This window comes from Ruminococcus sp. 1001136sp1_2201st1_G3_2201SCRN_220225, assembly GCF_040924365.1.
GTDB lineage: Bacteria > Bacillota > Clostridia > Lachnospirales > Lachnospiraceae > Blautia_A > Blautia_A faecis.
In genome coordinates this window covers 1-23,479 of record NZ_JBCOME010000031.1, presented here as the reverse complement: position 1 = coordinate 23,479, position 23,479 = coordinate 1, and the positions used below count along the sequence as shown (strand labels likewise).

At 45.1% G+C, this 23,479-nt stretch carries 20 protein-coding genes and 1 pseudogene; 16 read left to right on the top strand and 5 right to left on the bottom strand.

From position 1 onward, the window contains the following. Window positions 1–143 precede the first annotated feature (143 nt). Both AB5642_RS11200 and AB5642_RS11195 read right to left on the bottom strand, forming a co-directional pair. The gene (locus AB5642_RS11200) at window positions 144–275 is read right to left on the bottom strand and encodes a hypothetical protein (RefSeq protein ID WP_264293745.1); all 132 of its coding nucleotides are present in this window, start codon (window positions 273–275) and stop codon (window positions 144–146) included. 390 nt (window positions 276–665) lie between these two features. Continuing rightward, window positions 666–974, bottom strand: coding sequence for a helix-turn-helix domain-containing protein (locus AB5642_RS11195; RefSeq protein WP_173717559.1), 309 nt, complete (start codon window positions 972–974; stop codon window positions 666–668). A 159-nt stretch (window positions 975–1,133) separates the two neighbouring features. On the opposite strand from AB5642_RS11195, the gene AB5642_RS11190 reads away from it, so the two are divergent. Beyond that, complete coding sequence (locus AB5642_RS11190) at window positions 1,134–1,340, top strand: hypothetical protein (protein ID WP_118584274.1); 207 nt, start codon at window positions 1,134–1,136, stop codon at window positions 1,338–1,340. A gap of 126 nt (window positions 1,341–1,466) precedes the next feature. Next, a pseudogene (locus AB5642_RS11185) lies at window positions 1,467–1,739 on the top strand (transposase domain-containing protein); the annotation flags it as partial. A gap of 141 nt (window positions 1,740–1,880) precedes the next feature. Here AB5642_RS11185 and AB5642_RS11180 read toward each other — a convergent pair. Further along, on the bottom strand, window positions 1,881–2,114 hold the full coding sequence (locus AB5642_RS11180) for a hypothetical protein (protein WP_118584275.1): 234 nt from the start codon (window positions 2,112–2,114) through the stop codon (window positions 1,881–1,883). Then, window positions 2,072–2,293, bottom strand: coding sequence for a DUF6783 domain-containing protein (locus tag AB5642_RS11175; protein ID WP_319017837.1), 222 nt, complete (start codon window positions 2,291–2,293; stop codon window positions 2,072–2,074). The genes AB5642_RS11180 and AB5642_RS11175 overlap by 43 nt, the downstream gene beginning before the upstream one ends. Here AB5642_RS11175 and AB5642_RS11170 point away from each other — a divergent pair. The 7 genes from AB5642_RS11170 to AB5642_RS11140 all read left to right on the top strand — a co-directional run bounded on the left by AB5642_RS11170 (window position 2,192) and on the right by AB5642_RS11140 (window position 9,453). Next, entirely contained in the window at window positions 2,192–2,413 is a 222-nt protein-coding gene (locus AB5642_RS11170) for a DUF6783 domain-containing protein (RefSeq protein ID WP_319017836.1), read from the top strand. The genes AB5642_RS11175 and AB5642_RS11170 overlap by 102 nt on opposite strands. Before the next feature lie 63 nt (window positions 2,414–2,476). Beyond that, the gene (locus AB5642_RS11165; protein ID WP_118584277.1) at window positions 2,477–3,154 is read left to right on the top strand and encodes a response regulator transcription factor; all 678 of its coding nucleotides are present in this window, start codon (window positions 2,477–2,479) and stop codon (window positions 3,152–3,154) included. Then, window positions 3,154–4,671 carry a cell wall metabolism sensor histidine kinase WalK gene (locus AB5642_RS11160; protein ID WP_295261166.1) on the top strand — a complete coding sequence of 506 codons (1,518 nt, stop codon included), beginning with the start codon at window positions 3,154–3,156 and terminating at the stop codon, window positions 4,669–4,671. Before AB5642_RS11165 ends, AB5642_RS11160 begins: the two co-directional genes overlap by 1 nt. 309 nt (window positions 4,672–4,980) lie before the next feature. Beyond that, a complete protein-coding gene (hisH, locus tag AB5642_RS11155; RefSeq protein ID WP_118584280.1) occupies window positions 4,981–5,598 on the top strand; it encodes an imidazole glycerol phosphate synthase subunit HisH in 618 nt (205 codons plus the stop codon). A 2-nt stretch (window positions 5,599–5,600) separates the two neighbouring features. Next, window positions 5,601–6,359, top strand: coding sequence for an imidazole glycerol phosphate synthase subunit HisF (hisF, locus tag AB5642_RS11150; RefSeq protein ID WP_148461840.1), 759 nt, complete (start codon window positions 5,601–5,603; stop codon window positions 6,357–6,359). Between the two features lie 784 nt (window positions 6,360–7,143). Beyond that, entirely contained in the window at window positions 7,144–7,830 is a 687-nt protein-coding gene (ung, locus tag AB5642_RS11145; RefSeq protein WP_118584187.1) for a uracil-DNA glycosylase, read from the top strand. A 3-nt stretch (window positions 7,831–7,833) separates the two neighbouring features. Further along, entirely contained in the window at window positions 7,834–9,453 is a 1,620-nt protein-coding gene (locus tag AB5642_RS11140; protein WP_368371619.1) for an oligosaccharide flippase family protein, read from the top strand. A 176-nt stretch (window positions 9,454–9,629) separates the two neighbouring features. Here the strand turns inward: AB5642_RS11140 and AB5642_RS11135 are convergent, their stop codons facing one another. Next, window positions 9,630–13,880 carry an acyl-CoA dehydratase activase-related protein gene (locus AB5642_RS11135; protein WP_368371618.1) on the bottom strand — a complete coding sequence of 1,417 codons (4,251 nt, stop codon included), beginning with the start codon at window positions 13,878–13,880 and terminating at the stop codon, window positions 9,630–9,632. Between the two features lie 453 nt (window positions 13,881–14,333). Between AB5642_RS11135 and tgt the strand changes: the two genes are divergently transcribed. The 7 genes from tgt (at window position 14,334) to AB5642_RS11100 (ending at window position 23,001) form a co-directional block, all read left to right on the top strand. Beyond that, window positions 14,334–15,491: a tRNA guanosine(34) transglycosylase Tgt gene (tgt, locus tag AB5642_RS11130; protein WP_173717455.1), complete on the top strand. Its 1,158-nt coding sequence runs from the start codon at window positions 14,334–14,336 to the stop codon at window positions 15,489–15,491. A gap of 117 nt (window positions 15,492–15,608) precedes the next feature. Further along, entirely contained in the window at window positions 15,609–15,908 is a 300-nt protein-coding gene (gene yajC / locus AB5642_RS11125; protein WP_118584184.1) for a preprotein translocase subunit YajC, read from the top strand. A 239-nt stretch (window positions 15,909–16,147) separates the two neighbouring features. After that, window positions 16,148–17,230: a 3-isopropylmalate dehydrogenase gene (leuB, locus tag AB5642_RS11120; protein WP_173717454.1), complete on the top strand. Its 1,083-nt coding sequence runs from the start codon at window positions 16,148–16,150 to the stop codon at window positions 17,228–17,230. Between the two features lie 69 nt (window positions 17,231–17,299). Beyond that, window positions 17,300–18,973 carry a dihydroxy-acid dehydratase gene (gene ilvD / locus AB5642_RS11115; RefSeq protein WP_173717453.1) on the top strand — a complete coding sequence of 558 codons (1,674 nt, stop codon included), beginning with the start codon at window positions 17,300–17,302 and terminating at the stop codon, window positions 18,971–18,973. Between the two features lie 103 nt (window positions 18,974–19,076). Next, window positions 19,077–20,759 (top strand): biosynthetic-type acetolactate synthase large subunit, encoded by a 1,683-nt coding sequence (gene ilvB, locus AB5642_RS11110; protein WP_148461833.1) that lies wholly within the window; start codon window positions 19,077–19,079, stop codon window positions 20,757–20,759. Continuing rightward, window positions 20,756–21,838, top strand: coding sequence for a 3-phosphoserine/phosphohydroxythreonine transaminase (gene serC / locus AB5642_RS11105; protein WP_148461832.1), 1,083 nt, complete (start codon window positions 20,756–20,758; stop codon window positions 21,836–21,838). The genes ilvB and serC overlap by 4 nt, the downstream gene beginning before the upstream one ends. Continuing rightward, entirely contained in the window at window positions 21,838–23,001 is a 1,164-nt protein-coding gene (locus tag AB5642_RS11100; RefSeq protein WP_173719450.1) for a phosphoglycerate dehydrogenase, read from the top strand. The genes serC and AB5642_RS11100 overlap by 1 nt, the downstream gene beginning before the upstream one ends. The last annotated feature ends 478 nt before the right edge of the window (window positions 23,002–23,479 follow it).

Below are 23,479 nucleotides of genomic sequence, written 5' to 3'. Positions count from 1 at the left end.
CATTTCTGTATACAGCCTTTAGAACGGTATCTGTTTTCCATCCACCTCTTGCCATAATGTACTGATCCGGGATACCAATTGCGTGCATGATCGAAGCAGAGTAATGTCGGAAATCATGAAAACGGAATGGTATAACCATTCCTTCAAATGGAATTATTGATTGCTACAGTGCTGTTACAATATAAGCCTTTTATGTTTGGACTATTAAATTCATAGTCCATTACGTCTATACCGTCCGCGCAGGTCTGGTCTTGTAATTTCTCATATGTGCTCATGTAAACACCTCCCGCTTTAGTATATCTCAATACGTGTACAAAAATCTGTACAGTTGCTTCCACAAAAAGAAAATTGACAAATATTTCGGAGTGACATATAATATATTTAACAAGAGAACCGTTGGTCAGTGCACACCTGACCGCCGGATAAAGCATCAGCTAAAAATAGCGCCTTACTTTACCAGAGCAGGGGCGCTATTTTTTATGCGAAAAAGTAATAACAAGAGTTATGACTGCACAAAACATAATTACAAAAGTAAATAAATCACTGTATGTAACCATCAGCACCAGCCTCCTTTCACAAAAGTGTCCGGCGGCTGACATAACACCCCAACAGTTCCCTGGGTAAATATATTATATTGTCAATGTACATTCTGGCAGATATGCCGATTATTTCCTTTTGCTTTTCACAAATTCAGCAAACTGGCGAATTTCATTCAATTCGTCTTCGGTGTATTCTTTGCCATCAAAATGAGCGGCAAGAGTGGTAAGTTCGTCATTAAGTCCGAGGAGAGTATCAGCAGAAACATTTAAGCAATCAGCAATTTTCTTTATTGTATTTACGTTTGGTTCTCTATTTCCACTCTCATATAGTGAATATGTAGATTTTGCTACGCCAATATTTTCTGCCACTTCTTTCTGGGATAATCCAGATCTTAAGCGAGCTTCTTTTAAATTGTCATTAAAATTGTCACCCATAATTGGAACCTCCTGATAATTCGATTATAGTTGCATATTGAAAAAACTGTCAACAGAAAAGTTTGCAAAATGAAAAGAAAAGTATTGATAAATTTGCAAATAGAAATTATAGTATAATTTCAGTTTGCAAAACGCAAATAAGCGAAAGGAGGAAATGAGATGTTTAGAAATTTAGAAGCGGAACAAGCCAGATTTGGTTATACAAATCAGCAGATGGCAGACAAGTCAATGATGTTTGCAACTGACAACGAACCAAGAGAGAAAGGAGGTGACAACGATCGTAATGACGGTTATTTTTGGTTATCAGTGTCTTCGGTCGATTTGGAATTATCAGTACCTTCTTCAACAGGTGAGCATGTGTCTTGAGTCTGTGAATACTGTTTATGCAGCTCTTCGACAGTTTCTTTTAACTATGACATTTTTCTTGAAATATGTTAAGAGCACATAACTAAGTTCGGCACATAATTACGGTTATGTTCTTAAGCACATAACCGTAAAAACTGGCTGTTCTGTGACACACCAAACGGAGCCCAGGCCAGCGCTATTGTGTACACAATGGTAGAAATGGCAAAAGCCAATGGAGTAAACGTCTATCACTATCTTACCTATCTGCTGGAAAAACTGCCTGATGATTGGATGAGTGATGATGAATTAGAACTTCTGGCGCCATGGAACGAAACTGTCAAAGCTGAGATCGAACGTCGTGCAAACGAATCAAATCAATCATATGTGAATTGTCAAGGTGCTCCGGCTACTGAAAAGTAGTCGGGGATTTTTCTTACAGAGAATATTTAAATAAATATGATGTAAACAAAGACGCATGAGTGTGGAGTGTGTGATTGAGAAATTTCAGAAAAAGTGAAAATCAGTCAGGGCCCCCTTTGGGGAGTCCCTGACTAAATGTAGCTATTCCTCAAATTCCGCAATCACCACATACCCACTAAGCGGTGCCTTTTCCACACTGACAATGGTTCCTTCCTTTGCCTTGATTCTCTGTGAGTTCGGATAGCAGCCGGACATGGCTACAGCAGGCTCAATGATATAGCTGTAGTTCATGTAGGACTGATATTCCGTGATCTGAATCTTATCTCCCGGTTTCACCAGTCCCGGACGCTCCATTTTAAAACTTTCCTGACGCATGTGAATTCCCTCTTTTCAAAAATTGATTTATATTTTACACTGTACTTAGAGCGTGTTTGAAAAATCATTCCCGCAATCTGCACGCCCCACTTTGCGGGAGATTTCACCCGAATTCGGGCGCCGTAGCCCGCTACGGCGCCCTCATCCGAGCGAAATCTCCCACAAATTGTGACGCACATCTTGCAGAAAGCCTTTTTCAAACACGCTCTAGCATAGCACAAAACAGAAAAAAAGTCATCTGTCAGAAAATGTGCTGGCGTTCACAAAATCATCATACCCCTGTGTTAAGATACAGGTGAATCGTACAAAAAGGTATAAAAACCATGCGATAAATGAGGTTGACCAAAAAGGGAGGACAAGATATGGATACATTAAAAATCCTTGTAGTGGATGATGAAAGCCGAATGAGAAAGCTTGTAAAAGACTTTTTAACAAAGAAGAATTTTCAGGTGCTGGAAGCAGGAGATGGAGAGGAAGCCATGGATATCTTTTATAAAGAAAAAGATATTGCCCTGATCATCCTGGATGTAATGATGCCAAAGATGGACGGCTGGGAAGTATGCCGTGAGGTGCGCAAGAATTCCAAAGTGCCGATCATTATGCTGACAGCAAGAGGAGATGAGCGTGATGAGCTTCTTGGTTTTGACCTGGGTGTGGATGAGTATATTTCCAAGCCATTCAGCCCGAAGATCCTGGTAGCCAGAGTAGAAGCTATCCTTCGCCGTACCGGACAGACCGGAGCGGAAGATGTGCTCAGCGCAGGGGGAATTGTGATCGATAAGGCTGCCCATCTTGCAACAGTCGATGACAAGCCTATGGATCTTAGCTTTAAGGAATTTGAGCTTCTTACTTACTTTTTGGAAAATCAGGGAATTGCTCTTTCCAGGGAAAAAATCCTTAATTCTGTTTGGAATTATGATTATTTCGGAGATGCCAGAACCATTGACACACATGTGAAGAAATTAAGAAGTAAAATGGGGGATAAAGGTGAGTACATCAAGACCGTATGGGGAATGGGTTACAAGTTTGAGGTAGAGTGATGAAGAAATCAAAGAAGCCAAAGAAAATCCGCTCCATAAAGCACCAGATCACGTTTACATTTATAGGTCTTTTATTCCTTTCCATTCTCACGATTTCCATGATCAACGGAGCATTTCTGGAAAAATATTATGTGTCAAAAAAGACGGAAACTCTTCTGGAAGCAAGGGAAGTGCTGAGTCAGATCAACACGGATTCTATGACAGAGGACGATGTGGAAAGCGAGCAGGAAGAATTGTCTTCTGAGATCATTCAGGAAAGCTCCAGGAATAATCTGACCTGGGTGGTTGTCAATGAGGATAATACGAAATATCTGTGCTGGCCGGAGAATGAAGATCAGCTGAGAAGCAAGCTGTTTTTTGGTTATGCCAGTGATCTTGACATGGATAACGGAAAAGGCACAATTCTGAAACAGACGGATAACTGTGTGGTTCAGCAGGTATATGACCGTTTCGTGGGCATGGATTATGTAGAGTGCTGGGGGAAATTTGACAATGGCAATTATTTCCTGATCCGAAGCCCTCTGGAAAGTATCCAGGAAAGCGCAAATATTTCCAATAAGTTTTATTTCTTTGTAGGAATTGTCATTATTGTTATAAGTGGAATGTGTATTATGGCAGTAACCAGAAAGCTGACCAGACCTATTTCCGAGCTGACGGAGCTTTCCCGTAAGATGACAGATCTTGATTTTGAAGCCAGATATAAAAGCAAGGCCGGCAATGAAATTGATGTGCTGGGAGATAATTTTAACAAGATGTCCAGTCAGCTGGAGCATACCATTTCCGAGCTGAAATCTGCAAACAATGAGCTGCAGAAGGATATTGAGAATAAGGTGAAAATCGATGAAATGCGAAAAGAGTTTCTGGATAATGTTTCCCATGAGCTGAAGACACCCATTGCTCTTGTGCAGGGGTATGCAGAAGGTCTGAAGGAGAACATTAATGATGATCCGGAAAGCATGGATTTTTACTGTGACGTCATTATTGATGAAGCTGCCAAGATGAATAAGCTGGTAAAGAATCTTCTTACGCTGAATCAGCTGGAATCCGGAAAAGACGCAGCTGTTATGGAGCGTTTTGACCTGACTGCATTGATCAAAGGCGTTCTTTCCACCATGGATATCATGATCAGGCAGAAAGAAGCCCGGGTGATTTTTAATGAGACAGAGCCTCTTTATGTCTGGGCAGATGAGTTTAAGACAGAAGAAGTTGTGACGAATTATGTAAGCAATGCCCTGCATCATCTGGATGGAGAAAAAATCGTGGAGATCAAAGTCCAGAAACAGGAAGACAGAGTGAAAGTAACGGTATTTAATACCGGAACCCCAATCCCGGAAGCCGATCTCCCGAATTTGTGGAACAAGTTCTACAAGGTAGACAAAGCACGTACCAGAGAGTATGGCGGAAGCGGAATCGGACTTTCTATTGTAAAGGCTATTATGGAAGGTATGAATCAGCAGTACGGTGTTCAGAACTTTGATAACGGGGTGGAATTCTGGTTTACCCTGGATCGGAAATAAAGTAAAAATAGTCAATCTTCAGGCTGGAAATCTGGTGCTTGAAAGAGAAGATAATTGTAATTTTTCATAAAAAAAGCAGTGCTGATCGGGAAAGACAATACAAACTAACAAAACAGGCGGCAGCATGGAATTAGCTCTTTGCAACCGCCTGTTTTTGCGTTATACTGTAAGAATATGAAAGTGTATGTTCAGCAATATTGTGCTTTGGGAAGGCAGTATTTGCTGATTAAAAGCATTTATATGATGGCAGAAAATGCTGCACACAATAGACGCAGTATTGACGAAAAACAGACAACAGGAGGAGCCCGAATGATAGCAATAATCGATTATGATGCAGGCAATATAAAAAGTGTGGAAAAAGCCCTTCATTACCTTGGAGAGGAAACTGTAGTTTCCAGAGATCCTCAGGTATTACTGAGTGCGGATAAAGTAATCCTTCCAGGTGTTGGAAGCTTTGGAGATGCCATGAATAATCTGAATAAATTCGGACTTGTTCCTGTGATCCGGGAGCTTACAGAGAAAGGAACTCCATTCCTTGGAATCTGTCTGGGTCTGCAGCTCCTTTTCGAATCCAGTGACGAAACTCCGGGAGTGGAGGGACTTGGAATTTTGAAAGGTAAGATCGTGAAGATTCCCCCGGCTCCTGGACTTAAAATTCCTCACATGGGATGGAATTCTCTTCACCTTCAGAATGATGGCCGCCTGTTTAAAGGAATTCCGGAAGAGACTTACGTCTACTTTGTTCATTCCTACTACCTTCAGGCAAAAGAACCTGAAATCGTGAAGGCGACTGCGCAGTATGGCGTAACTATTCATGCCTCCGTTGAAAAGGACAACATATTTGCCTGCCAGTTCCACCCGGAGAAGAGCAGCAAGTACGGTCTGAAAATACTGGAGAATTTTGCGAAGCTTGGGAAGGAGGCATAATTATGTTTACAAAGCGAATTATTCCCTGTCTGGATGTAAATAATGGACGAGTAGTGAAAGGTGTTAATTTCGTAGACCTGAAGGATGCAGGAGATCCTGTGGAAATTGCGAAAGCATACGACGCAGCAGGAGCAGATGAAGTGGTATTTCTTGACATTACAGCCTCCTGTGAACAGCGTGACACAGTAGTAGATATGGTGCGAAAAGTTGCAGCCAACGTATTCATTCCATTTACAGTTGGCGGCGGGATCCGTACTGTAGATGATTTCCGGAAGCTGCTCCGCGAAGGTGCAGACAAGATTTCTGTAAACTCCGCAGCCATTGACCGTCCGGAATTAATCCGTGAGGCAGCAGATAAATTCGGCAGCCAGTGTGTAGTAGTTGCCATTGACGCTAAGCGTCGTCCTGACGGCGGCTGGAACATCTATAAGCATGGCGGTCGTTTGGATACAGGCATTGATGCCATTGAGTGGGCGAAGAAAGCAGAAGCCCTTGGTGCAGGAGAAATCCTCCTTACCAGCATGGACTGTGATGGTACCAAGGCTGGCTACGACATCCCATTAACCCACGCAGTATCTGATGCCGTATCCATCCCGGTCATCGCTTCCGGTGGTGCCGGTACCCTGGAACACTTCTACGAAGGCCTTACCGACGGCGGTGCCGATGCAGTTCTGGCAGCTTCCCTGTTCCACTATAAAGAACTGGAAATTTCTCAGGTGAAGGATTACCTGGCTGAAAAAGGTGTTCCGGTAAGACGATAGAATATTAAAATTGCTATTTAGTGTGTTGGGAGGGTGAAAAGTTTTCAGGAGGGACGCATTTGGACAATGTGTATTACTCACTCGCCGGCGCAACGCTTCGATGAACTAATCGCTAACTGCGACTAATGCGTTCGGGAGAGCCCTCACGCATAAGTCTCCGTAAGCGCTGGATTTCATCTGCGCTAAGAACGCGCCTGAAATGGCTCGCTGGAGTAATACACATTGCCCAAATGCTGTGTGTCGGCTGGGACTGATTCTATTTAGGAACTTTTAACGAGGAAGAGGGGGAGTGATTGGTTTTCTGATACTTTCTTGGCAATGATGGATGAGGTATCGAAGACACATATAATAATATGTCAAGTTCTTTGTTTGCAAAACAGCCCTAAAAATGTGCAAATACTTCATAGAAATTGTAAAAGCCGCTAATTTCCGGCAAGATTTCCATAAACTTTCGTTTCCGATATAGTATATGGAAGCCAGTCACTCACCCTCCCCATCTGTTGAAAGTTCCTATGTACAAATAAGTCCTAGCCAGTACACAGCATTCGGGCAATGGTGATTGCTCCAGCGAGCCATTTCAGGCGCGGTTTTAGCGTAGGCGAAATCCACTGCTTACGGAGACTTAATCGTGAAGGCTTTCCTGAACGATTTAGTCGCAGTTAGCAGTTAGTTCGCTGGAGCGTTGCGCCGGCGAGTGAGCAATCACCATTGTCCGAGTGCGTCCGCCTTGAACAACTTTCAACACACTAAATAGCAAAATACAAAAGATGAGGTGACAATTAAAATGGGCCAGATAACAGGAGACTGGCAGGCCGCGCTGAAGAATGAATTTCATCAGCCATATTATGCCAAACTATATAAAACAATAATGGAAGAATACCGCACCACGAAAGTATTCCCACCGCCCCAGGATATGTTTAATGCTTTCGAATACACCCCGTTAAACGATGTAAAAGTAGTTATTCTGGGTCAGGATCCCTATCATAACGATGGACAGGCCAACGGCCTTTGCTTCTCTGTAAGAGAAGATATAGACATTCCCCCGTCTCTGGTAAACATTTATAAAGAACTCCACAGCGACCTGGGCTGCTATATTCCTGACAACGGCTGCCTGGAAAAATGGGCAAAACAAGGCGTATTTCTTCTGAACACAGTACTGACTGTCCGCGCCCACCAGGCGTTTTCACACAGAGGAATCGGCTGGGAACAGTTTACCGATGCGGTTATCCAGACCCTGAATGATCAGGACCGCCCGATCGTATATCTTCTCTGGGGAAGACCTGCCCAGATGAAAAAAGCAATGCTGAACAATCCGAAGCAGCTGGTACTCACAGCTGCACATCCAAGCCCGCTGTCTGCGTCAAGAGGATTTTTCGGATGCAGGCATTTCAGCCAGACCAATGAATTTCTGGAGAAAAACGGGCTTGCCCCCATTGACTGGCAGATTGAAAATATCAAAAAGGAACAATAAGAAATGGGGAAAAAGAACGATAACACACTTGTAAAAAATGCTTCATTCCTGATGATCGCGGCATTGATCTCCAAGATCATCGGAATGCTCTATAAAAGTCCGCTTTCCAATACTCTTGGAAATAACAGTATGGGTCTTTTCAATTATGCCCAGAATGTTTACTTTATCCTGCTGATGATCGCTTCTTTCAGCATTCCGCAGGCAGTATCCAAGATTATGGCAGAAAAGCTGGCTTTTAAACGTTACAGAGACGCCCAGAAGGTATTTCACTGTGCGCTGTTATATGTAATCATAATGGGAGGCGTAGTAGCACTTTTTTGTCTTTTCGGTTCGTCCATTCTGGTGCCGGAATCCATGTCCGGAGCCAGACTTGCACTGAAAATGCTGGCACCAACCATTTTCCTGTCAGGAATTCTTGGTACCTTCCGAGGTTATTTTCAGGCATATCGAAACATGCTCCCTACCTCATTGTCCCAGATTGTGGAACAGTGTTTTGTAGCGGTTTTTGCAATCCTGATGTCTACTGTCATGCTGAATAAATTCAGTAGTGCGGAAGAATCTGTACGAAATGCCTGGGGGGCTGCCGGAGCTACTATGGGAACCGGTGCAGGAGTTGCATCAGCATTGCTTTTCATGCTTTTTGTATACTGGGTAAATCGAAAGAATATCAAAAAGAGACTGGCAAGGGATACTCATTCCCGTGATGAGGCCACCGGTGAGGTTATGAAGAATATCGTTCTCATCGTAATGCCGATCATCCTCAGCTCTTTTATTTACAATGTAAACGGCTTTATTAACAGTTATATGTATTCCGGCATTCAGGGCTTTAAGGGAATTGACCATGATACCATTACAAGTCTCTACGCGGAATATGGCTATTATATGACCCTGATCAATATTCCCCTTACGCTTGCAAGTACAGCACCTACATCCATGATTCCGGAGGTTTCTGCCCAGTATGCCAAGAGGGACATGGACAGTGCCAGAGATAAGATCGACCGCGCAACCTGGATCAGTATGTTTATTTCCATTCCATGTGCAGTTGGACTTGCAGTTCTTGCCGGCCCGATCACAAGGCTTCTGTTCCCACGGACGGAGGGGGCAGCAGCTCAGCTGATGATGCTTGGTGTCATTACCATCATCCTCAATGGAAATTCCAATATTTCCAATGGTGTGCTACAGGGAATCGGAAAGCCCAATATCCCCATGATCAATGCGGCAATTGCCCTGGTGGTGGATGTGATCGCCATGGCAATTCTGCTGTTTGCAACTGACCTTGGCGTATATGCCATTGTAGTGGCTATGATTATTTATGCGGTTGTTATGTGTCTGTTGAACGAGCAGGCGATGAAACAGTATATGCAGTACAAAAATCCATGGAGAAGTGCTTATCTGAATCCACTTCTGGCATCTGTGCCTATGGCTGTAGTGGCTGGATTTTCCTATTATGGAATTTATAAGCTGATCCATTCCAATTTTATCAGCCTTGGAATCGCAGTGGTTCTTGGAATGGTTGCCTATTTTATTGTATATCTGGCAGTGAGCAAGCCATCTGATGAGCAGTTTGCCATGATGCCAGGCGGTGCCTACCTGAAGAAAATTGCAGGGAAACTGCCGTTTTAGAACATGGTTTTTAAATATGCTATTAAAATTATAATATATTGACTTTTAGATATGCATAGGTTATAATGCCATTCGGCAAGAAAGAAGCGATATGTTCAATGTATGCAACACGAAAGCCCTCAGAGCGGCAACTCTGAGGGCTTTCGTGTTGTATTTTTTCGGAATACGAACCGAGGCTAGTTGTTATTTTTCGCCTCTTCTGCCTTCAAATTCTTCTGTGCAGTAGAAAGCATTAATTTAATTCGGTTCAGCTGGTTTACCTCGCTTGCACCCGGGTCGTAGTCGATGGCTGCAATATTCGCCTTCGGATACTGACGGCGGATTTCTTTGATAACACCTTTGCCAACGATGTGGTTCGGCAGGCAGCCGAACGGCTGGATACAAACAATATTCGGAACATCATCATGGATCAGCTCCATCATTTCACCGGTCAGGAACCATCCCTCGCCAGTCTGGTTACCCTCAGAAACAATGGGGCGTGCCATCTTCGCCAGATCACGGATATCTGCAGTAGGATGGAAATGACGGCTTTCCGCAAGTGCCTCATTTGCAGTCTTACGAACCCAGTCGATTGCCTTAATACCTATATTTCCAAAGAATGCCTTGGATTTCTTAAATCCAAGATTGTCGACCTTGAAATTCTGATTGTAGAAGCAGTAGGACATAAAGTCGATCAGATCCGGTACCACAGGCTCAGCTCCTTCCGCTTCCAGAAGCTCTGCAAGGTGATTGTTTGCAGCCGGAAGGAATTTAACCAGGATCTCACCTACAATACCAACACGAGGCTTCTTCTCATCACTGATCGGGATGGTATCGAAATCGTGAACCAATTCCCGGCACATTTTCTTAAACTGGCTGTGGCTTAATGAGCTGCCGGTAAGAAATGCAATCACACGTTTTTCCCAGATCTTGTGCTTGCGGTTTACAATGCCCTTCTCCAGTTCATATGGGCGCATGCGGTAAATACATTTCATAAAAATATCACCAAACACAGCGGCATACACAACAGCCTTCACCAGCGGAAGAGTAAGCTTAAATCCAGGGTTGCTCTCCAGACCGCTAAGGTTAAGGGAGATAACCGGAACCTGTTCCATTCCCGCTTTCTTAAGGGCACGGCGGATAAAAGCAATATAGTTGGATGCACGGCATCCACCGCCTGTCTGGGACATGATAACTGCAGTCTTGTTCAGGTCGTATTTGCCTGATAAAAGAGCGTCCATAATCTGTCCCACAACGATCAGGGAAGGATAGCAGGCATCATTATTTACATATTTCAGACCTACGTCAACTGCATGCTTGTTGTCATTTGGAAGCACCTCCAGATGATAGCCGTTTGCATTAAAAGCAGCCTCAAGTAAGGAGAAATGCACCGGTGACATCTGCGGGCAGAGGATAGTGTAATCCTTGCGCATCTCCTTGGTAAACGCAACCTTTTCAATAGAGGACGGTTTAATGGTGCGCTCCCTTTTCTGTGCATCCTTTGCACGGAGGGCTGCAAGAAGGGATCTGACACGGATCCTTGCGGCACCAAGGTTGTTAACCTCATCAATTTTCAGGCAGGTATAAATCTTGCCGCTGCCATCCAGAATTTCATAAACCTCATCAGTGGTGACGGCGTCAAGTCCGCAGCCAAAGGAGTTCAGCTGAATCAGATCCAGATCATCATGGGTTTTCACAAAGTTTGCTGCTGCATACAGTCTGGAATGGTACATCCACTGGTCATTGACACGGATCGGGCGCTCAACAGGTACGAGATGGGAAACGGAATCCTCAGTGAGAACTGCAACTCCATAGCTGTTGATCAGATCCGGGATACCGTGATGAATCTCAGGGTCAATATGGTAAGGACGACCAGCCAGAACGATGCCCCGGCGGCCTGTCTCCTTCAGATACTGAAGCGTCTCCTCACCCTTTTTCTCAATGTCCTTATGTACGGCAGCCATTTCCTCCCATGCCTTGTGAGCGGCTTCCTTCACCTCAGATTCCGGGATATCCGGGAAAATCTCAGTCAGTCTCTTTGTAACGATCTCTTCAGAGGTCAGGGCCAGGAACGGATTCATAAAGGTAATGGACGGATCGTGAAGCTCGTCCACATTGTTCTTAATATTCTCTGCATAAGAGGTAACGATAGGGCAGTTGTAGTGGTTGACTGCATCCGGGAATTCATTTCGCTCGTAAGGGATACACGGGTAGAAAATGAATTTCACACCATTTTTGATCAGCCAGGTCACATGTCCGTGGGCAAGCTTGGCCGGATAGCACTCGGATTCACTTGGAATGGATTCAATGCCCAGTTCATAAATCTTTCTGGTGGAGGTAGGAGAAAGCACTACCTGATATTTCAGCTCAGTAAAGAAGGTATACCAGAAAGGATAATTCTCAAACATATTTAAAACTCGCGGAATACCAACTTTTCCCCGGGTAGCCTTATCCGGTGAAAGAGGAGGATAGGAGAAAAGCCGTTTGTACTTGTATTCGTAAAGGTTGGGGATATGATCCTTATTCTTCTCCTTACCAATACCGCGCTCACAGCGGTTACCGCTTACGAACTGACGCCCGCCAGTGAATTTGTTGATGGTAAGACGACAGTTATTGGTACATCCGTGGCAGTTGGCCATGGAGGTGGTATATTTCAGCTCGTTGATCTTGTCAATGGAAAGCATGGTGGTTTCACGGCCTTCTGCGTGGTAGCGCTCCTTGGCAATGAGGGCAGCACCGAAAGCCCCCATAATACCGGCAATGTCAGGACGAATAGCTTCACAGCCTGCAATGCGCTCAAAGCTTCGAAGAACACCGTCGTTGTAGAAGGTTCCACCCTGTACCACAATATGACGTCCCAGCTCTTTGGCATCGGAAACCTTGATAACCTTGTAAAGCGCATTCTTGATAACAGAGTATGCAAGACCTGCGGAAATATCAGCTACGGATGCACCTTCCTTCTGGGCCTGCTTTACCTTGGAGTTCATAAATACAGTACATCTTGTTCCAAGGTCAATGGGGTGCTCTGCAAACAGGGCAGCCTTGGCAAAATCCTGTACGGAGTAATTCAGAGACTTGGCAAAGGTTTCGATAAAGGAACCACAGCCAGAGGAACATGCCTCGTTCAGCTGCACACTGTCTACAGTCTGATTACGGATCTTGATACATTTCATATCCTGTCCACCAATATCTACAATACAGTCAACCTCCGGGTCAAAGAAAGCTGCCGCATAGTAGTGGGAAACGGTCTCAACTTCCCCCTCATCCAGCAGCAGCGCGGCCTTCATCAGCGCCTCGCCGTAACCTGTGGAACAGGAAAATGCAATGCGGGCATCCTCTGGAAGAATGCTGTAGATCTCCTGGATGGAACGGATGGCTGTCTTAAGCGGGCTTCCGTTATTATTGCTGTAGAAGGAGTAAAGCAGGGTCCCGTCCTCACCTACAAGAGCAGTCTTGGTGGTGGTGGAACCTGCATCAATACCCAGATAGCAGTTGCCGTGATACTGGGAAAGGTCACCCTTCTTTACCTGATAGGCACTTTGACGCTTGTTAAATGCCTCATAGTCTTCCTCCGTAGCAAAAAGAGGCTCCATACGTTCCACCTCGAAATCCAGTTTGATGGAGTTCTTCAGGCGGTTTGTCATATCTGTAAGGGAAACGGTTACCTCATCCTTCGCATTCATAGCAGAACCCATAGCTGCGAAAAGATGGGAATTCTCAGGTGTGATAGCGTGCTCGTCATCCAGCTTCAGGGTACGGATAAAGGCAGCCTTCAGCTGATCCAGAAAGTGAAGGGGACCGCCGAGAAATGCAACATGACCGCGGATCGGCTTGCCGCAGGCAAGACCGGAAATGGTCTGGTTTACAACTGCCTGGAAAATGGAAGCGGAAAGATCTTCCTTGGTGGCACCATCATTGATCAGAGGCTGGATGTCAGTCTTGGCAAATACACCGCAGCGGGCTGCGATGGGGTAAAGCGCTTTGTAATTCTTCGCGTATTCGTTCAGCCCGGTGGCATCTGTCTGAAGCAGGGATGCCATCTGATCGATGAAAGAACCGGTACCGCCTGCGCAGATACCATTCATACGCTGTTCAATATTGCCGCCTTCGAAGTAGATGATCTTGGCATCCTCACCGCCAAGCTCGATGGCAACATCAGTCTGGGGCGCAATCTTCTGAAGAGAAGTGGATACCGCAATTACCTCCTGTACAAAAGGAACGCCAAGGTGGTTGGCGAGTGTAAGTCCACCGGAGCCTGTGATCACCGGATGAAGGGTAAGCTCTCCAAGTTTGCCATAAGCTTTCGTCAGAAGCTCTGCCAGTGTTTCCTGGATGTTGGCGAAATGACGCTGGTAATCTGCGAAAAGCAGGGTGTCGTTTTCATCAAGTATTGCAATTTTGACAGTGGTGGAACCAATGTCAATTCCTAATGTGTATTTGTTGCTCATGTAAAGAATATGCCTCCTCATCTGTTGCATATGTGCTTAAATCGTTACTGTTCACTCCGTTTACAGTAACACGCTTCGCGATGCACAGAAATCATGCTTTGCATGATTTCGCGCCGCAACTCTCGGGTTTTCTGTGAACTTTGTTCACAAAAAACACCTCGCGGAATGTTACCAGTGAACAGTAACCTTAAATCTTCTTATTTATATGTGAAAAATTCAAATGCAAATATTCCGTAATATTATACGATACCCCGGCTTAAATGACAATGTAAAAGTTTAACAAGGATTCTTCGCACAAGTGTTGAATTTTCGGTTATTTCGGGCTATAATATATGAAGTTTTCTGCCGTGGTTTTACACTCTTTTGTAAGTGTAAAAAGAAAAATGTCTTTGCAGGGCAGCAGAAACAGAAATTTTTTTGAAGATAAAGACTTAAAAAAGAAAGGATTCACATATGGCAAAATATACACTTATGAAAACAGAAGGCCGTGCCAAGCGTGCCCAGTTTGAGACAGTACATGGAACTATCCAGACACCTGTGTTTATGAACGTGGGAACTGTTGGAGCCATCAAGGGTGCAGTATCCACCATGGATCTGAAGGATATCGGAACCCAGGTTGAGCTTTCCAATACCTATCATCTCCATGTAAGAACAGGAGACAAGCTGATCAAGGAATTTGGCGGACTTCACAAATTTATGGTCTGGGACAGACCGATTCTCACTGATTCCGGCGGCTTTCAGGTGTTTTCCCTGGCAGGACTTCGTAAGATCAAGGAAGAGGGGGTCTATTTCCAGTCCCATATTGACGGTCATAAGATTTTTATGGGACCAGAGGAGAGTATGCAGATCCAGTCTAATCTGGGTTCCACCATTGCCATGGCATTTGACGAATGTCCAAGCAGCGTGGCAAGCAGAGAATATGTACAGGCTTCTGTAGACCGCACTACCAGATGGCTGGAGCGCTGCAAGGCAGAGATGTCCAGACTGAACGGACTGCCGGATACAGTGAATAAAGAGCAGCTGCTTTTCGGAATCAATCAGGGAGCTATCTATGCAGATATCCGTATTGCGCATGCAGATACCATTTCCAAACTGGATCTGGACGGCTACGCAGTTGGCGGTCTTGCAGTTGGGGAAACTCATGAGCAGATGTATCATATTCTGGACGAAGTCGTGCCTCACCTTCCGCAGAACAAACCTACCTATCTGATGGGAGTAGGTACTCCTGCTAATATTCTGGAAGGAGTCGCAAGAGGAATCGACTTCTTTGACTGTGTATATCCAAGCCGTAACGGACGTCATGGACATGTTTACACCAATCGCGGCAAGCTGAATCTGTTTAATGCGAAATATGAATTGGATCCGTCCCCAATCGAAGAGGGATGTCAGTGTCCTGCCTGTCAGCATTACAGCAGAGCCTATATCCGCCACCTTCTGAAAGCGAAAGAAATGTTGGGAATGCGCCTTTGCGTGCTTCACAATCTTTACTTCTACAATCACCTGATGGAGGAAATCAGGGATGCACTGGATCAGGGCAATTTTGCAGAATATAAAGAAATGCGACTGGCTGGTTTTGAAGAGGGAAAAATTAACAGCAGATATAGTAAATGAAATTAATATAAAAAATCGGAAAAATACTTGAAGAATCAAATTATTTTGTGTATTATATACTATAATGCGCTGGTGAAAAAGACAGGGCGTGATAGTAAGATACAGGAGGAATAGCAAATGGACGCATCAAGCGGAATGAGTATGGGATTTACCATCGTATGGCTGGTTGTACTTTTCGGTATTATGTATTTTCTGATGATCAGACCTCAGAAGAAAGAGCAGAAGAGAGTACAGGCGATGCTCAGCGATATGGCTGTAGGTGACAGTATTGTAACTACAAGCGGCTTCTACGGTGTCATCATCGACATGACAGAAGAAGACGTGATCGTAGAGTTCGGTAACAATAAGAACTGCCGTATCCCTATGAGGAAACAGGCAATTGCCGAAGTTGAGAAAGCAGAGCAGGCTTCTGCATAATCAGATTCATCCGAATATGACAGAAACTAAGAACAGGCTTCATTCCATAAAGGGATGGGGCCTTTTTTCTTCCGTGAATGTTTTTTGAGAATGGGAAAAAAGGCAGTTTTTTGACAGTTTTTTACTTTAACATGTTGAAATATTAAAGAAAGTGCGTTATTATAATAACAATTATCCATTGGTGTCAGGCGAGAGGTGATTTTCCGCTGGCATTCAGAAACGAAGGAGAGGAAATTATTATGAATTACAACATTTCACTGATCCCCGGAGACGGAATCGGTCCGGAAATCGTTGCAGAAGCAAAAAAAGTTCTGGACAAAGTATGTGAGAAATATGGACATACTTTTTCTTATTCTGAAGTACTTTTAGGCGGAGCTTCCATTGATGTACATGGAGTACCGCTTACAGACGAGGCAATCGCTACAGCGAAAGCTTCTGATGCAGTTCTTATGGGCTCTATCGGTGGAGATGCCAAGACATCCCCATGGTATAAGCTGGAGCCATCCAAACGCCCGGAGGCAGGACTTCTTGCCATTCGTAAGGCACTGAATCTTTTTGCAAACCTTCGCCCTGCATATTTATACAACGAACTTCGTGCAGCATGCCCTCTTCGCGATGAGATCATTGGAGACGGATTTGACATGATCATCGTACGAGAGCTTACAGGCGGTCTTTATTTTGGCGAGAGAAAAACAGTAGAAGAGAACGGCGTAAAGAAAGCCATCGATACCCTTTCCTACAACGAAAATGAGATTCGCAGAATTGCCATCAAGGCATTTGACATTGCCATGAAACGCCGCAAAAAAGTAACAAGCGTTGACAAGGCAAATGTTCTGGATTCCTCCAGACTTTGGAGAAAAGTAGTAGAAGAAGTAGCGAAGGATTACCCGGAAGTTACTCTTGAGCATATGCTGGTTGACAACTGTGCAATGCAGCTGGTGAGAGATCCGAAGCAGTTCGATGTTATTCTCACTGAGAATATGTTCGGTGATATTCTTTCTGATGAGGCAAGTATGGTTACCGGTTCTATCGGAATGCTTTCCTCTGCCAGCCTGAACGAGACCAGATTTGGTCTTTACGAGCCAAGCCATGGCTCCGCACCTGATATTGCAGGACAGAATAAGGCCAACCCGATCGCAACCATCCTTTCCGCAGCCATGATGCTTCGTTTTTCCCTGGATCTGGATGAGGAAGCAAATGCAGTTGAGGCTGCTGTACAGAAGGTTCTGACTGCCGGATACCGTACTGGTGACATTATGTCTGAGGGATGCACTCTGGTTGGAACGAAAGAGATGGGTGACCTGATCGCTAAGGAAATTTAGAATTCGAAATAAACAAAAAAGCAAATGGATCATTTTTTCCGGCTATGAAGCAAAAAGGAGATACAAGTTATGAGAAGTGACGCAGTAAAAACAGGCACACAGCAGGCACCTCACCGTTCCCTGTTCAATGCCCTTGGAATGACAAAAGAAGAAATGGAGCGCCCATTAGTAGGAATCGTTTGTTCCTACAATGAGATTGTACCAGGCCACATGAACCTGGATAAAATCGCACAGGCTGTAAAGCTTGGCGTGGCAATGGCTGGAGGAACTCCGGTCATGTTCCCTGCAATCGCTGTCTGTGACGGTATTGCAATGGGACATATCGGTATGAAATATTCTCTTGTAACAAGAGACCTGATCGCAGATTCCACAGAGGCCATGGCACTGGCTCACCAGTTTGACGCTCTTGTTATGATCCCGAACTGTGACAAGAACGTACCGGGACTTTTGATGGCAGCAGCCAGAATCAACGTTCCTACCGTATTCGTAAGCGGAGGCCCGATGCTGGCTGGTCACTTAAACGGACACAAGACAAGTCTTTCCAGCATGTTTGAGGCTGTTGGTGCTTACGCAGCAGGCAAGCTTACAGAGGAAGGCCTGACTGAGTGTGAGAACAAAACATGTCCGACCTGCGGTTCCTGTTCCGGTATGTACACTGCAAACAGTATGAACTGCCTTACTGAGGTTCTTGGTATGGGACTGAAAGGAAACGGAACCATCCCGGCTGTATATTCTGAGCGTATCCGTCTTGCAAAGCATGCAGGAATGCAGGTTATGGAAATGTACCGCCGCAACATCCGTCCAAGAGATATTATGACAAAAGAGGCACTTCTCAATGCCCTTACTGTAGATATGGCTCTTGGCTGTTCCACAAACAGTATGCTTCATCTTCCGGCAATCGCACATGAGATTGGCTGGGATTTCGATATCAGCTTTGCAAATGAAATCAGTGCAAAGACTCCGAACATTTGCCACCTTGCACCGGCAGGCCCGACTTACATGGAAGACCTGAACGAAGCAGGCGGCGTATACGCAGTTATGAACGAGCTGAATAAGAAGGGACTCCTTCACACAGAGTGCATGACTGTAACCGGAAAAACAGTAGGCGAGAATATCAAGGACTGTGTAAACCTGAACCCGGAAGTAATCCGCCCGATCGACAATCCATACAGCACCACAGGAGGACTTGCTGTACTTCAGGGCAACCTTGCACCAGACGGAAGCGTTGTAAAACGTTCTGCAGTTGTTGCGGAGATGATGGTTCATGAAGGACCTGCAAGAGTTTTTGACTGCGAGGAAGACGCAATCGCAGCAATCAAAGGCGGCAAGATCGTAGAAGGTGACGTTGTTGTCATCCGTTATGAAGGACCGAAGGGTGGTCCTGGAATGAGAGAAATGCTGAATCCTACCTCTGCAATCGCAGGTATGGGACTTGGTTCTTCTGTAGCCCTTATTACAGATGGACGTTTCAGTGGTGCATCCAGAGGCGCTTCCATCGGACATGTTTCACCAGAGGCAGCAGTAGGCGGTCCCATCGCCCTTGTTGAGGAAGGGGATATCATCAGCATCAATATTCCGGAACTGAAGCTGGAACTGAAGGTTTCTGATGAAGAGCTTGCAGCAAGAAAAGCAAAATGGCAGCCGAGAGAGCCGAAGGTTACAACCGGATATCTGGCAAGATATGCAGCAATGGTTACTTCCGGAAACCGCGGTGCGATCCTTGAGGTTCCGAAAGCAAAATAATAAGATTCTTATCCGGACATGTGAATGGAATTATGGTTCATGAAAGTATGGTTCTTTCATAGCAAATGTCCGAGATTTTTACAGTATAATATACCAGGAGGAAATGAAATTGCAGCTTACAGGAGCGGAGATCATCATAGAATGTTTGCTGGAGCAAAGCGTGGATACCGTTTTCGGATATCCAGGCGGAGCTATTCTGAACGTTTATGACGCCCTTTACCGATACAGTGATAAAATCAAACATGTACTTACTTCCCATGAGCAGGGAGCTTCCCACGCGGCAGACGGTTACGCCCGTGCGACAGGAAAGGTCGGAGTGTGTCTGGCAACTTCCGGCCCAGGTGCAACCAACCTGGTAACCGGAATTGCCACCGCGTGTATGGACTCTGTTCCTGTGGTAGCAATTACCTGTAATGTTGGAACTGCCCTTCTTGGAAAAGATTCCTTCCAGGAAGTTGATATCGCAGGCATTGTAATGCCTGTGACAAAACACAGCTATATTGTCAAAGATGTAACAAAGCTTGCAGACACCATCCGCAAAGCTTTTATCATCGCCAAAAGCGGTCGTCCTGGTCCGGTACTCGTAGATGTGCCAAAGGACGTAACCGCAGCAAAATGTGAATATATCCGTCACACCATCACAGCCGTAGAGCCGAAGGTTGACACCATCCGTCCGAAGGATGTGGATACAGCAGCCCAGATGATCGCAGCAGCGAAAAAGCCATTTATTTTTGTTGGCGGCGGTGCTGTGATCGCAGATGCATCTGAAGAAGTCCGTGCACTTGCCCACAAGATCCAGGCTCCGGTCTGCGACAGCCTTATGGGAAAAGGGGCTTTTTCCGGAGAGGATGAGCTTTACACAGGTCCGGTTGGAATGCATGGAACCAAAACTTCCAACTACGCAATGTGCGAGTGTGACCTTCTGATCACTCTTGGTGCACGCTTCAGCGACCGTGTGACAGGAGATACAAAGACCTTCGCACCGAAGGCAAAGATCCTGCAGATTGATGTAGATGCAGCGGAGATCAACAAGAATATTGCAGTTGATGCTTCCGTGATCGGAGATCTGAAGGAAGTGCTGAAGCTTCTCCTTGTGAAAATCCCGGAGAAGCGCCATGATGAATGGGTACAGCATATTCAGGATATGAAAGCTAAGTATCCGTTGAATTACGATCATTCCCAGCTTACCGGACCCTACGTGATCCAGAAGCTTTATGAACTGACTGGTGGAGATGCAATCATTTCCACAGATGTAGGACAGCACCAGATGTGGGCGGCCCAGTATTTCAAATTTAAGGAGCCGAGAACCTTCCTGACATCAGGAGGGCTTGGTACCATGGGTTACGGCCTTGGCGCAGCAATCGGAGCAAAGATGGGCTGCCCGGACAAAACCGTGGTAAATATAGCAGGAGACGGCTGTTTCCGTATGAACATGAACGAGATCGCCACGGCAGTTCGCTGCGGCAAACCTCTTGTCCAGATCATTCTGAATAATCATGTTCTGGGAATGGTACGCCAGTGGCAGACTCTGTTCTATGAACAAAGATATTCTCAGACCATCTTAAATGATGGTGTGGACTTCGTGAAAGTTTCTGAAGCAATGGGAGCAAAAGCAATCCGCGTTACGAAGATGGAAGAAGTAGAGCCTGCACTTAAGATGGCGCTTTCATCAGAGGGTCCGGTAGTTCTCGATTGCTGGATCGACCAGGATTTAAGCGTATATCCTATGGTTCCTGCAGGAGCAAGTTTAGACGAGGTATTTGATGAGGAGGATGTGAAGAAATGAGCAGAGTGTACAATTTTTCCGCAGGACCGGCGGTCCTTCCGGAAGAGGTGTTGAAAGAAGTCGCAGATGAAATGATGGATTACAATGGTACCGGCATGTCCGTTATGGAAATGAGCCACAGAAGTGCTGCATTCCAGGAAATCATTGACACAGCTGAGAAGGACCTTCGTGAGCTGATGAATATTCCGGACAACTATAAGGTACTTTTCCTTCAGGGCGGCGCTTCCCAGCAGTTTGCCATGATCCCAATGAACCTTATGAAAAATAAGGTGGCTGACTACATTGTAACCGGTCAGTGGGCAAAGAAAGCATATCAGGAAGCACAGAAATACGGAAAAGCGAACAAGATTGCTTCTTCCGAGGATAAGACCTTCTCCTACATTCCGGATTGCAGCGATCTTCCGATCAGCCCGGATGCAGACTATGTTTATATCTGTGAGAACAACACCATTTATGGAACCAAGTTCAAAGAGCTTCCAAATACAAAGGGCAAAACACTTGTGGCAGATGTATCCTCCTGTTTCCTTTCCGAGCCGGTTGATGTAAGCAAATATGGTATTATCTATGGCGGCGTTCAGAAGAACATCGGACCTGCAGGTATGGTAATCGCCATTATCCGCGAGGATCTGATCACAGAGGATGTTCTTCCGGGAACACCTACCATGCTTACCTATAAGACACATGCAGATGCTGGTTCCCTTTATAATACACCGAATGCATATTGCATCTACGTATGCGGTAAAGTTTTCAAATGGCTGAAGAAAATGGGCGGTCTGGAAGAGATGAAGAAACGCAACGAGGAGAAAGCCAAGATCCTTTACGATTTCCTTGATTCCAGCAAGCTTTTCCATGGCACAGTTGTTCCGAAGGACCGTTCTCTTATGAATGTTCCTTTTGTAACAGGAGATAAAGAGATGGATGCGAAATTCGTTGCTGAGGCTGCCAAGGCAGGTCTTGTGAACCTGAAGGGCCACAGAACTGTTGGCGGTATGAGAGCAAGCATTTACAATGCAATGCCAAAGGCTGGCGTGGAAGCGCTGGTTGCATTCATGAAAAAGTTTGAGGAGGAAAATGCCTGATGTTTCAGTATCATTGCCTGAATCCTATTGCCCAGAAGGGCCTGGACATTTTTGATGATAATTATAAAAAAGCAGATACTCTGGATGACTGCCAGGCGGTTCTTGTAAGAAGTGCCAAGATGCATGACATGGAGCTGCCGGAGAGCGTTGCTGTGATCGCACGTGCCGGTGCCGGAGTCAATAACATTCCGGTGAAAGAGTGTGCAGAGAAAGGTATCGTTGTATTTAATACTCCTGGAGCCAATGCAAATGGTGTAAAGGAGCTGGTTCTTGCCGGTATGCTTCTTGCTTCCCGTGACATTGTGGGAGGTATTGAGTGGGTACAGAGAGAAAAAGACCAGGAAGATATTGATAAGCTTGCTGAGAAGCAGAAGAAGCAGTTTGCAGGCTGTGAGATCATGGGCAAAAAGCTTGGTATCATCGGTCTTGGTGCTATCGGAAGCATGGTGGCAAATGCAGCAGCTTCCCTTGGTATGGAGGTTTATGGATATGATCCATACATTTCCATCGATGCAGCATGGAACCTTTCCCGTACTATTAAGCACAGCAAGAGCCTAGATGAGATTTACAGCAAGTGTGATTATATTACTGTACATGTACCGCTTCTGGATTCCACAGAGAAGATGATCAACAAAGAAGCTTTCGAGAAGATGAAAGACGGTGTTGTACTTCTGAACTTTGCCCGTGACCTTCTGGTTGACGAGGATGCGCTGATTGAGGCGCTGAACAGCGGCAAGGTGAAAAAGTATGTAACAGACTTTGCCAACCATACAGTTGCAGGTCACGAGGGTATTCTGGTAACTCCTCATCTTGGAGCCTCCACAGAGGAATCTGAGGAGAACTGTGCAGTTATGGCTGTGAAGGAGGTTCGTGATTTCCTTGAGAATGGTAATATCAAAAATTCCGTAAATTTCCCGAACTGTGACATGGGTACCTGCGTAGCGGTTGGACGTATTGCCATTACACATAAGAACATTCCTAACATGATCAGCCAGCTGACCAAGATTCTTGGTGCTGAGGGCCTGAACATTGCAGATATGACAAACAAGAGTAAAGGAGAGTATGCGTATACTCTGATTGATCTGGAGAGTGCGGCTTCTGCAGAGGCACTGGATGCACTGAAGGCTATTGAGGGTGTTTCAAAGGTTCGCGTGGTGAAATAAATTCGAATATAGATAATTGACATTAAGACAACAGAATGTTAATATAAGTATAGAAAAAGAGTGTTGCCGATAGACGGTTAGCCCATATACTGGTTAGCAAAAATTGCCGCTTAGTTTACAGACAGGGCGGCTATTTTTGTGTATTATTTACATCTTTACCCAATGTGTATCCTATTGTAAAGCAGGTTAAGCCGAAGCTTACAACTGCTATAAGGTCAACAATACTCATTGGCTTAGCCCTCCTTTCCACTGAATTCCCTTACGGGTTTCTATGTAATCAGAGGGTCACAGTCCCTCTGTTGAAGGACTAACCGCCTACCGTTATGGCAACACCCATATAACAATTATAACAGTTCTGCTAAAGGAACACAACCTGAATGTTTAATAAAAGAAAAAAAATACCTTAAATGAAAAACTAACTTCCACCTTTAGTCTGTTTTGTTCTACATTAGAAACTGGGGGTGGAAGTTAGTCTTGC

Coding starts and splice junctions, on each gene's coding strand:
- AB5642_RS11200 (WP_264293745.1), bottom strand. CDS start 275: ATGAGCACATATGAGAAATTACAAGACCAGACCTGCGCGGACGGTATA.
- AB5642_RS11195 (WP_173717559.1), bottom strand. CDS start 974: ATGGGTGACAATTTTAATGACAATTTAAAAGAAGCTCGCTTAAGATCT.
- AB5642_RS11190 (WP_118584274.1), top strand. CDS start 1,134: ATGTTTAGAAATTTAGAAGCGGAACAAGCCAGATTTGGTTATACAAAT.
- AB5642_RS11180 (WP_118584275.1), bottom strand. CDS start 2,114: ATGCGTCAGGAAAGTTTTAAAATGGAGCGTCCGGGACTGGTGAAACCG.
- AB5642_RS11175 (WP_319017837.1), bottom strand. CDS start 2,293: ATGTGCGTCACAATTTGTGGGAGATTTCGCTCGGATGAGGGCGCCGTA.
- AB5642_RS11165 (WP_118584277.1), top strand. CDS start 2,477: ATGGATACATTAAAAATCCTTGTAGTGGATGATGAAAGCCGAATGAGA.
- AB5642_RS11160 (WP_295261166.1), top strand. CDS start 3,154: ATGAAGAAATCAAAGAAGCCAAAGAAAATCCGCTCCATAAAGCACCAG.
- hisH (WP_118584280.1), top strand. CDS start 4,981: ATGATAGCAATAATCGATTATGATGCAGGCAATATAAAAAGTGTGGAA.
- hisF (WP_148461840.1), top strand. CDS start 5,601: ATGTTTACAAAGCGAATTATTCCCTGTCTGGATGTAAATAATGGACGA.
- ung (WP_118584187.1), top strand. CDS start 7,144: ATGGGCCAGATAACAGGAGACTGGCAGGCCGCGCTGAAGAATGAATTT.
- AB5642_RS11140 (WP_368371619.1), top strand. CDS start 7,834: ATGGGGAAAAAGAACGATAACACACTTGTAAAAAATGCTTCATTCCTG.
- AB5642_RS11135 (WP_368371618.1), bottom strand. CDS start 13,880: ATGAGCAACAAATACACATTAGGAATTGACATTGGTTCCACCACTGTC.
- tgt (WP_173717455.1), top strand. CDS start 14,334: ATGGCAAAATATACACTTATGAAAACAGAAGGCCGTGCCAAGCGTGCC.
- yajC (WP_118584184.1), top strand. CDS start 15,609: ATGGACGCATCAAGCGGAATGAGTATGGGATTTACCATCGTATGGCTG.
- leuB (WP_173717454.1), top strand. CDS start 16,148: ATGAATTACAACATTTCACTGATCCCCGGAGACGGAATCGGTCCGGAA.
- ilvD (WP_173717453.1), top strand. CDS start 17,300: ATGAGAAGTGACGCAGTAAAAACAGGCACACAGCAGGCACCTCACCGT.
- ilvB (WP_148461833.1), top strand. CDS start 19,077: ATGAAATTGCAGCTTACAGGAGCGGAGATCATCATAGAATGTTTGCTG.
- serC (WP_148461832.1), top strand. CDS start 20,756: ATGAGCAGAGTGTACAATTTTTCCGCAGGACCGGCGGTCCTTCCGGAA.
- AB5642_RS11100 (WP_173719450.1), top strand. CDS start 21,838: ATGTTTCAGTATCATTGCCTGAATCCTATTGCCCAGAAGGGCCTGGAC.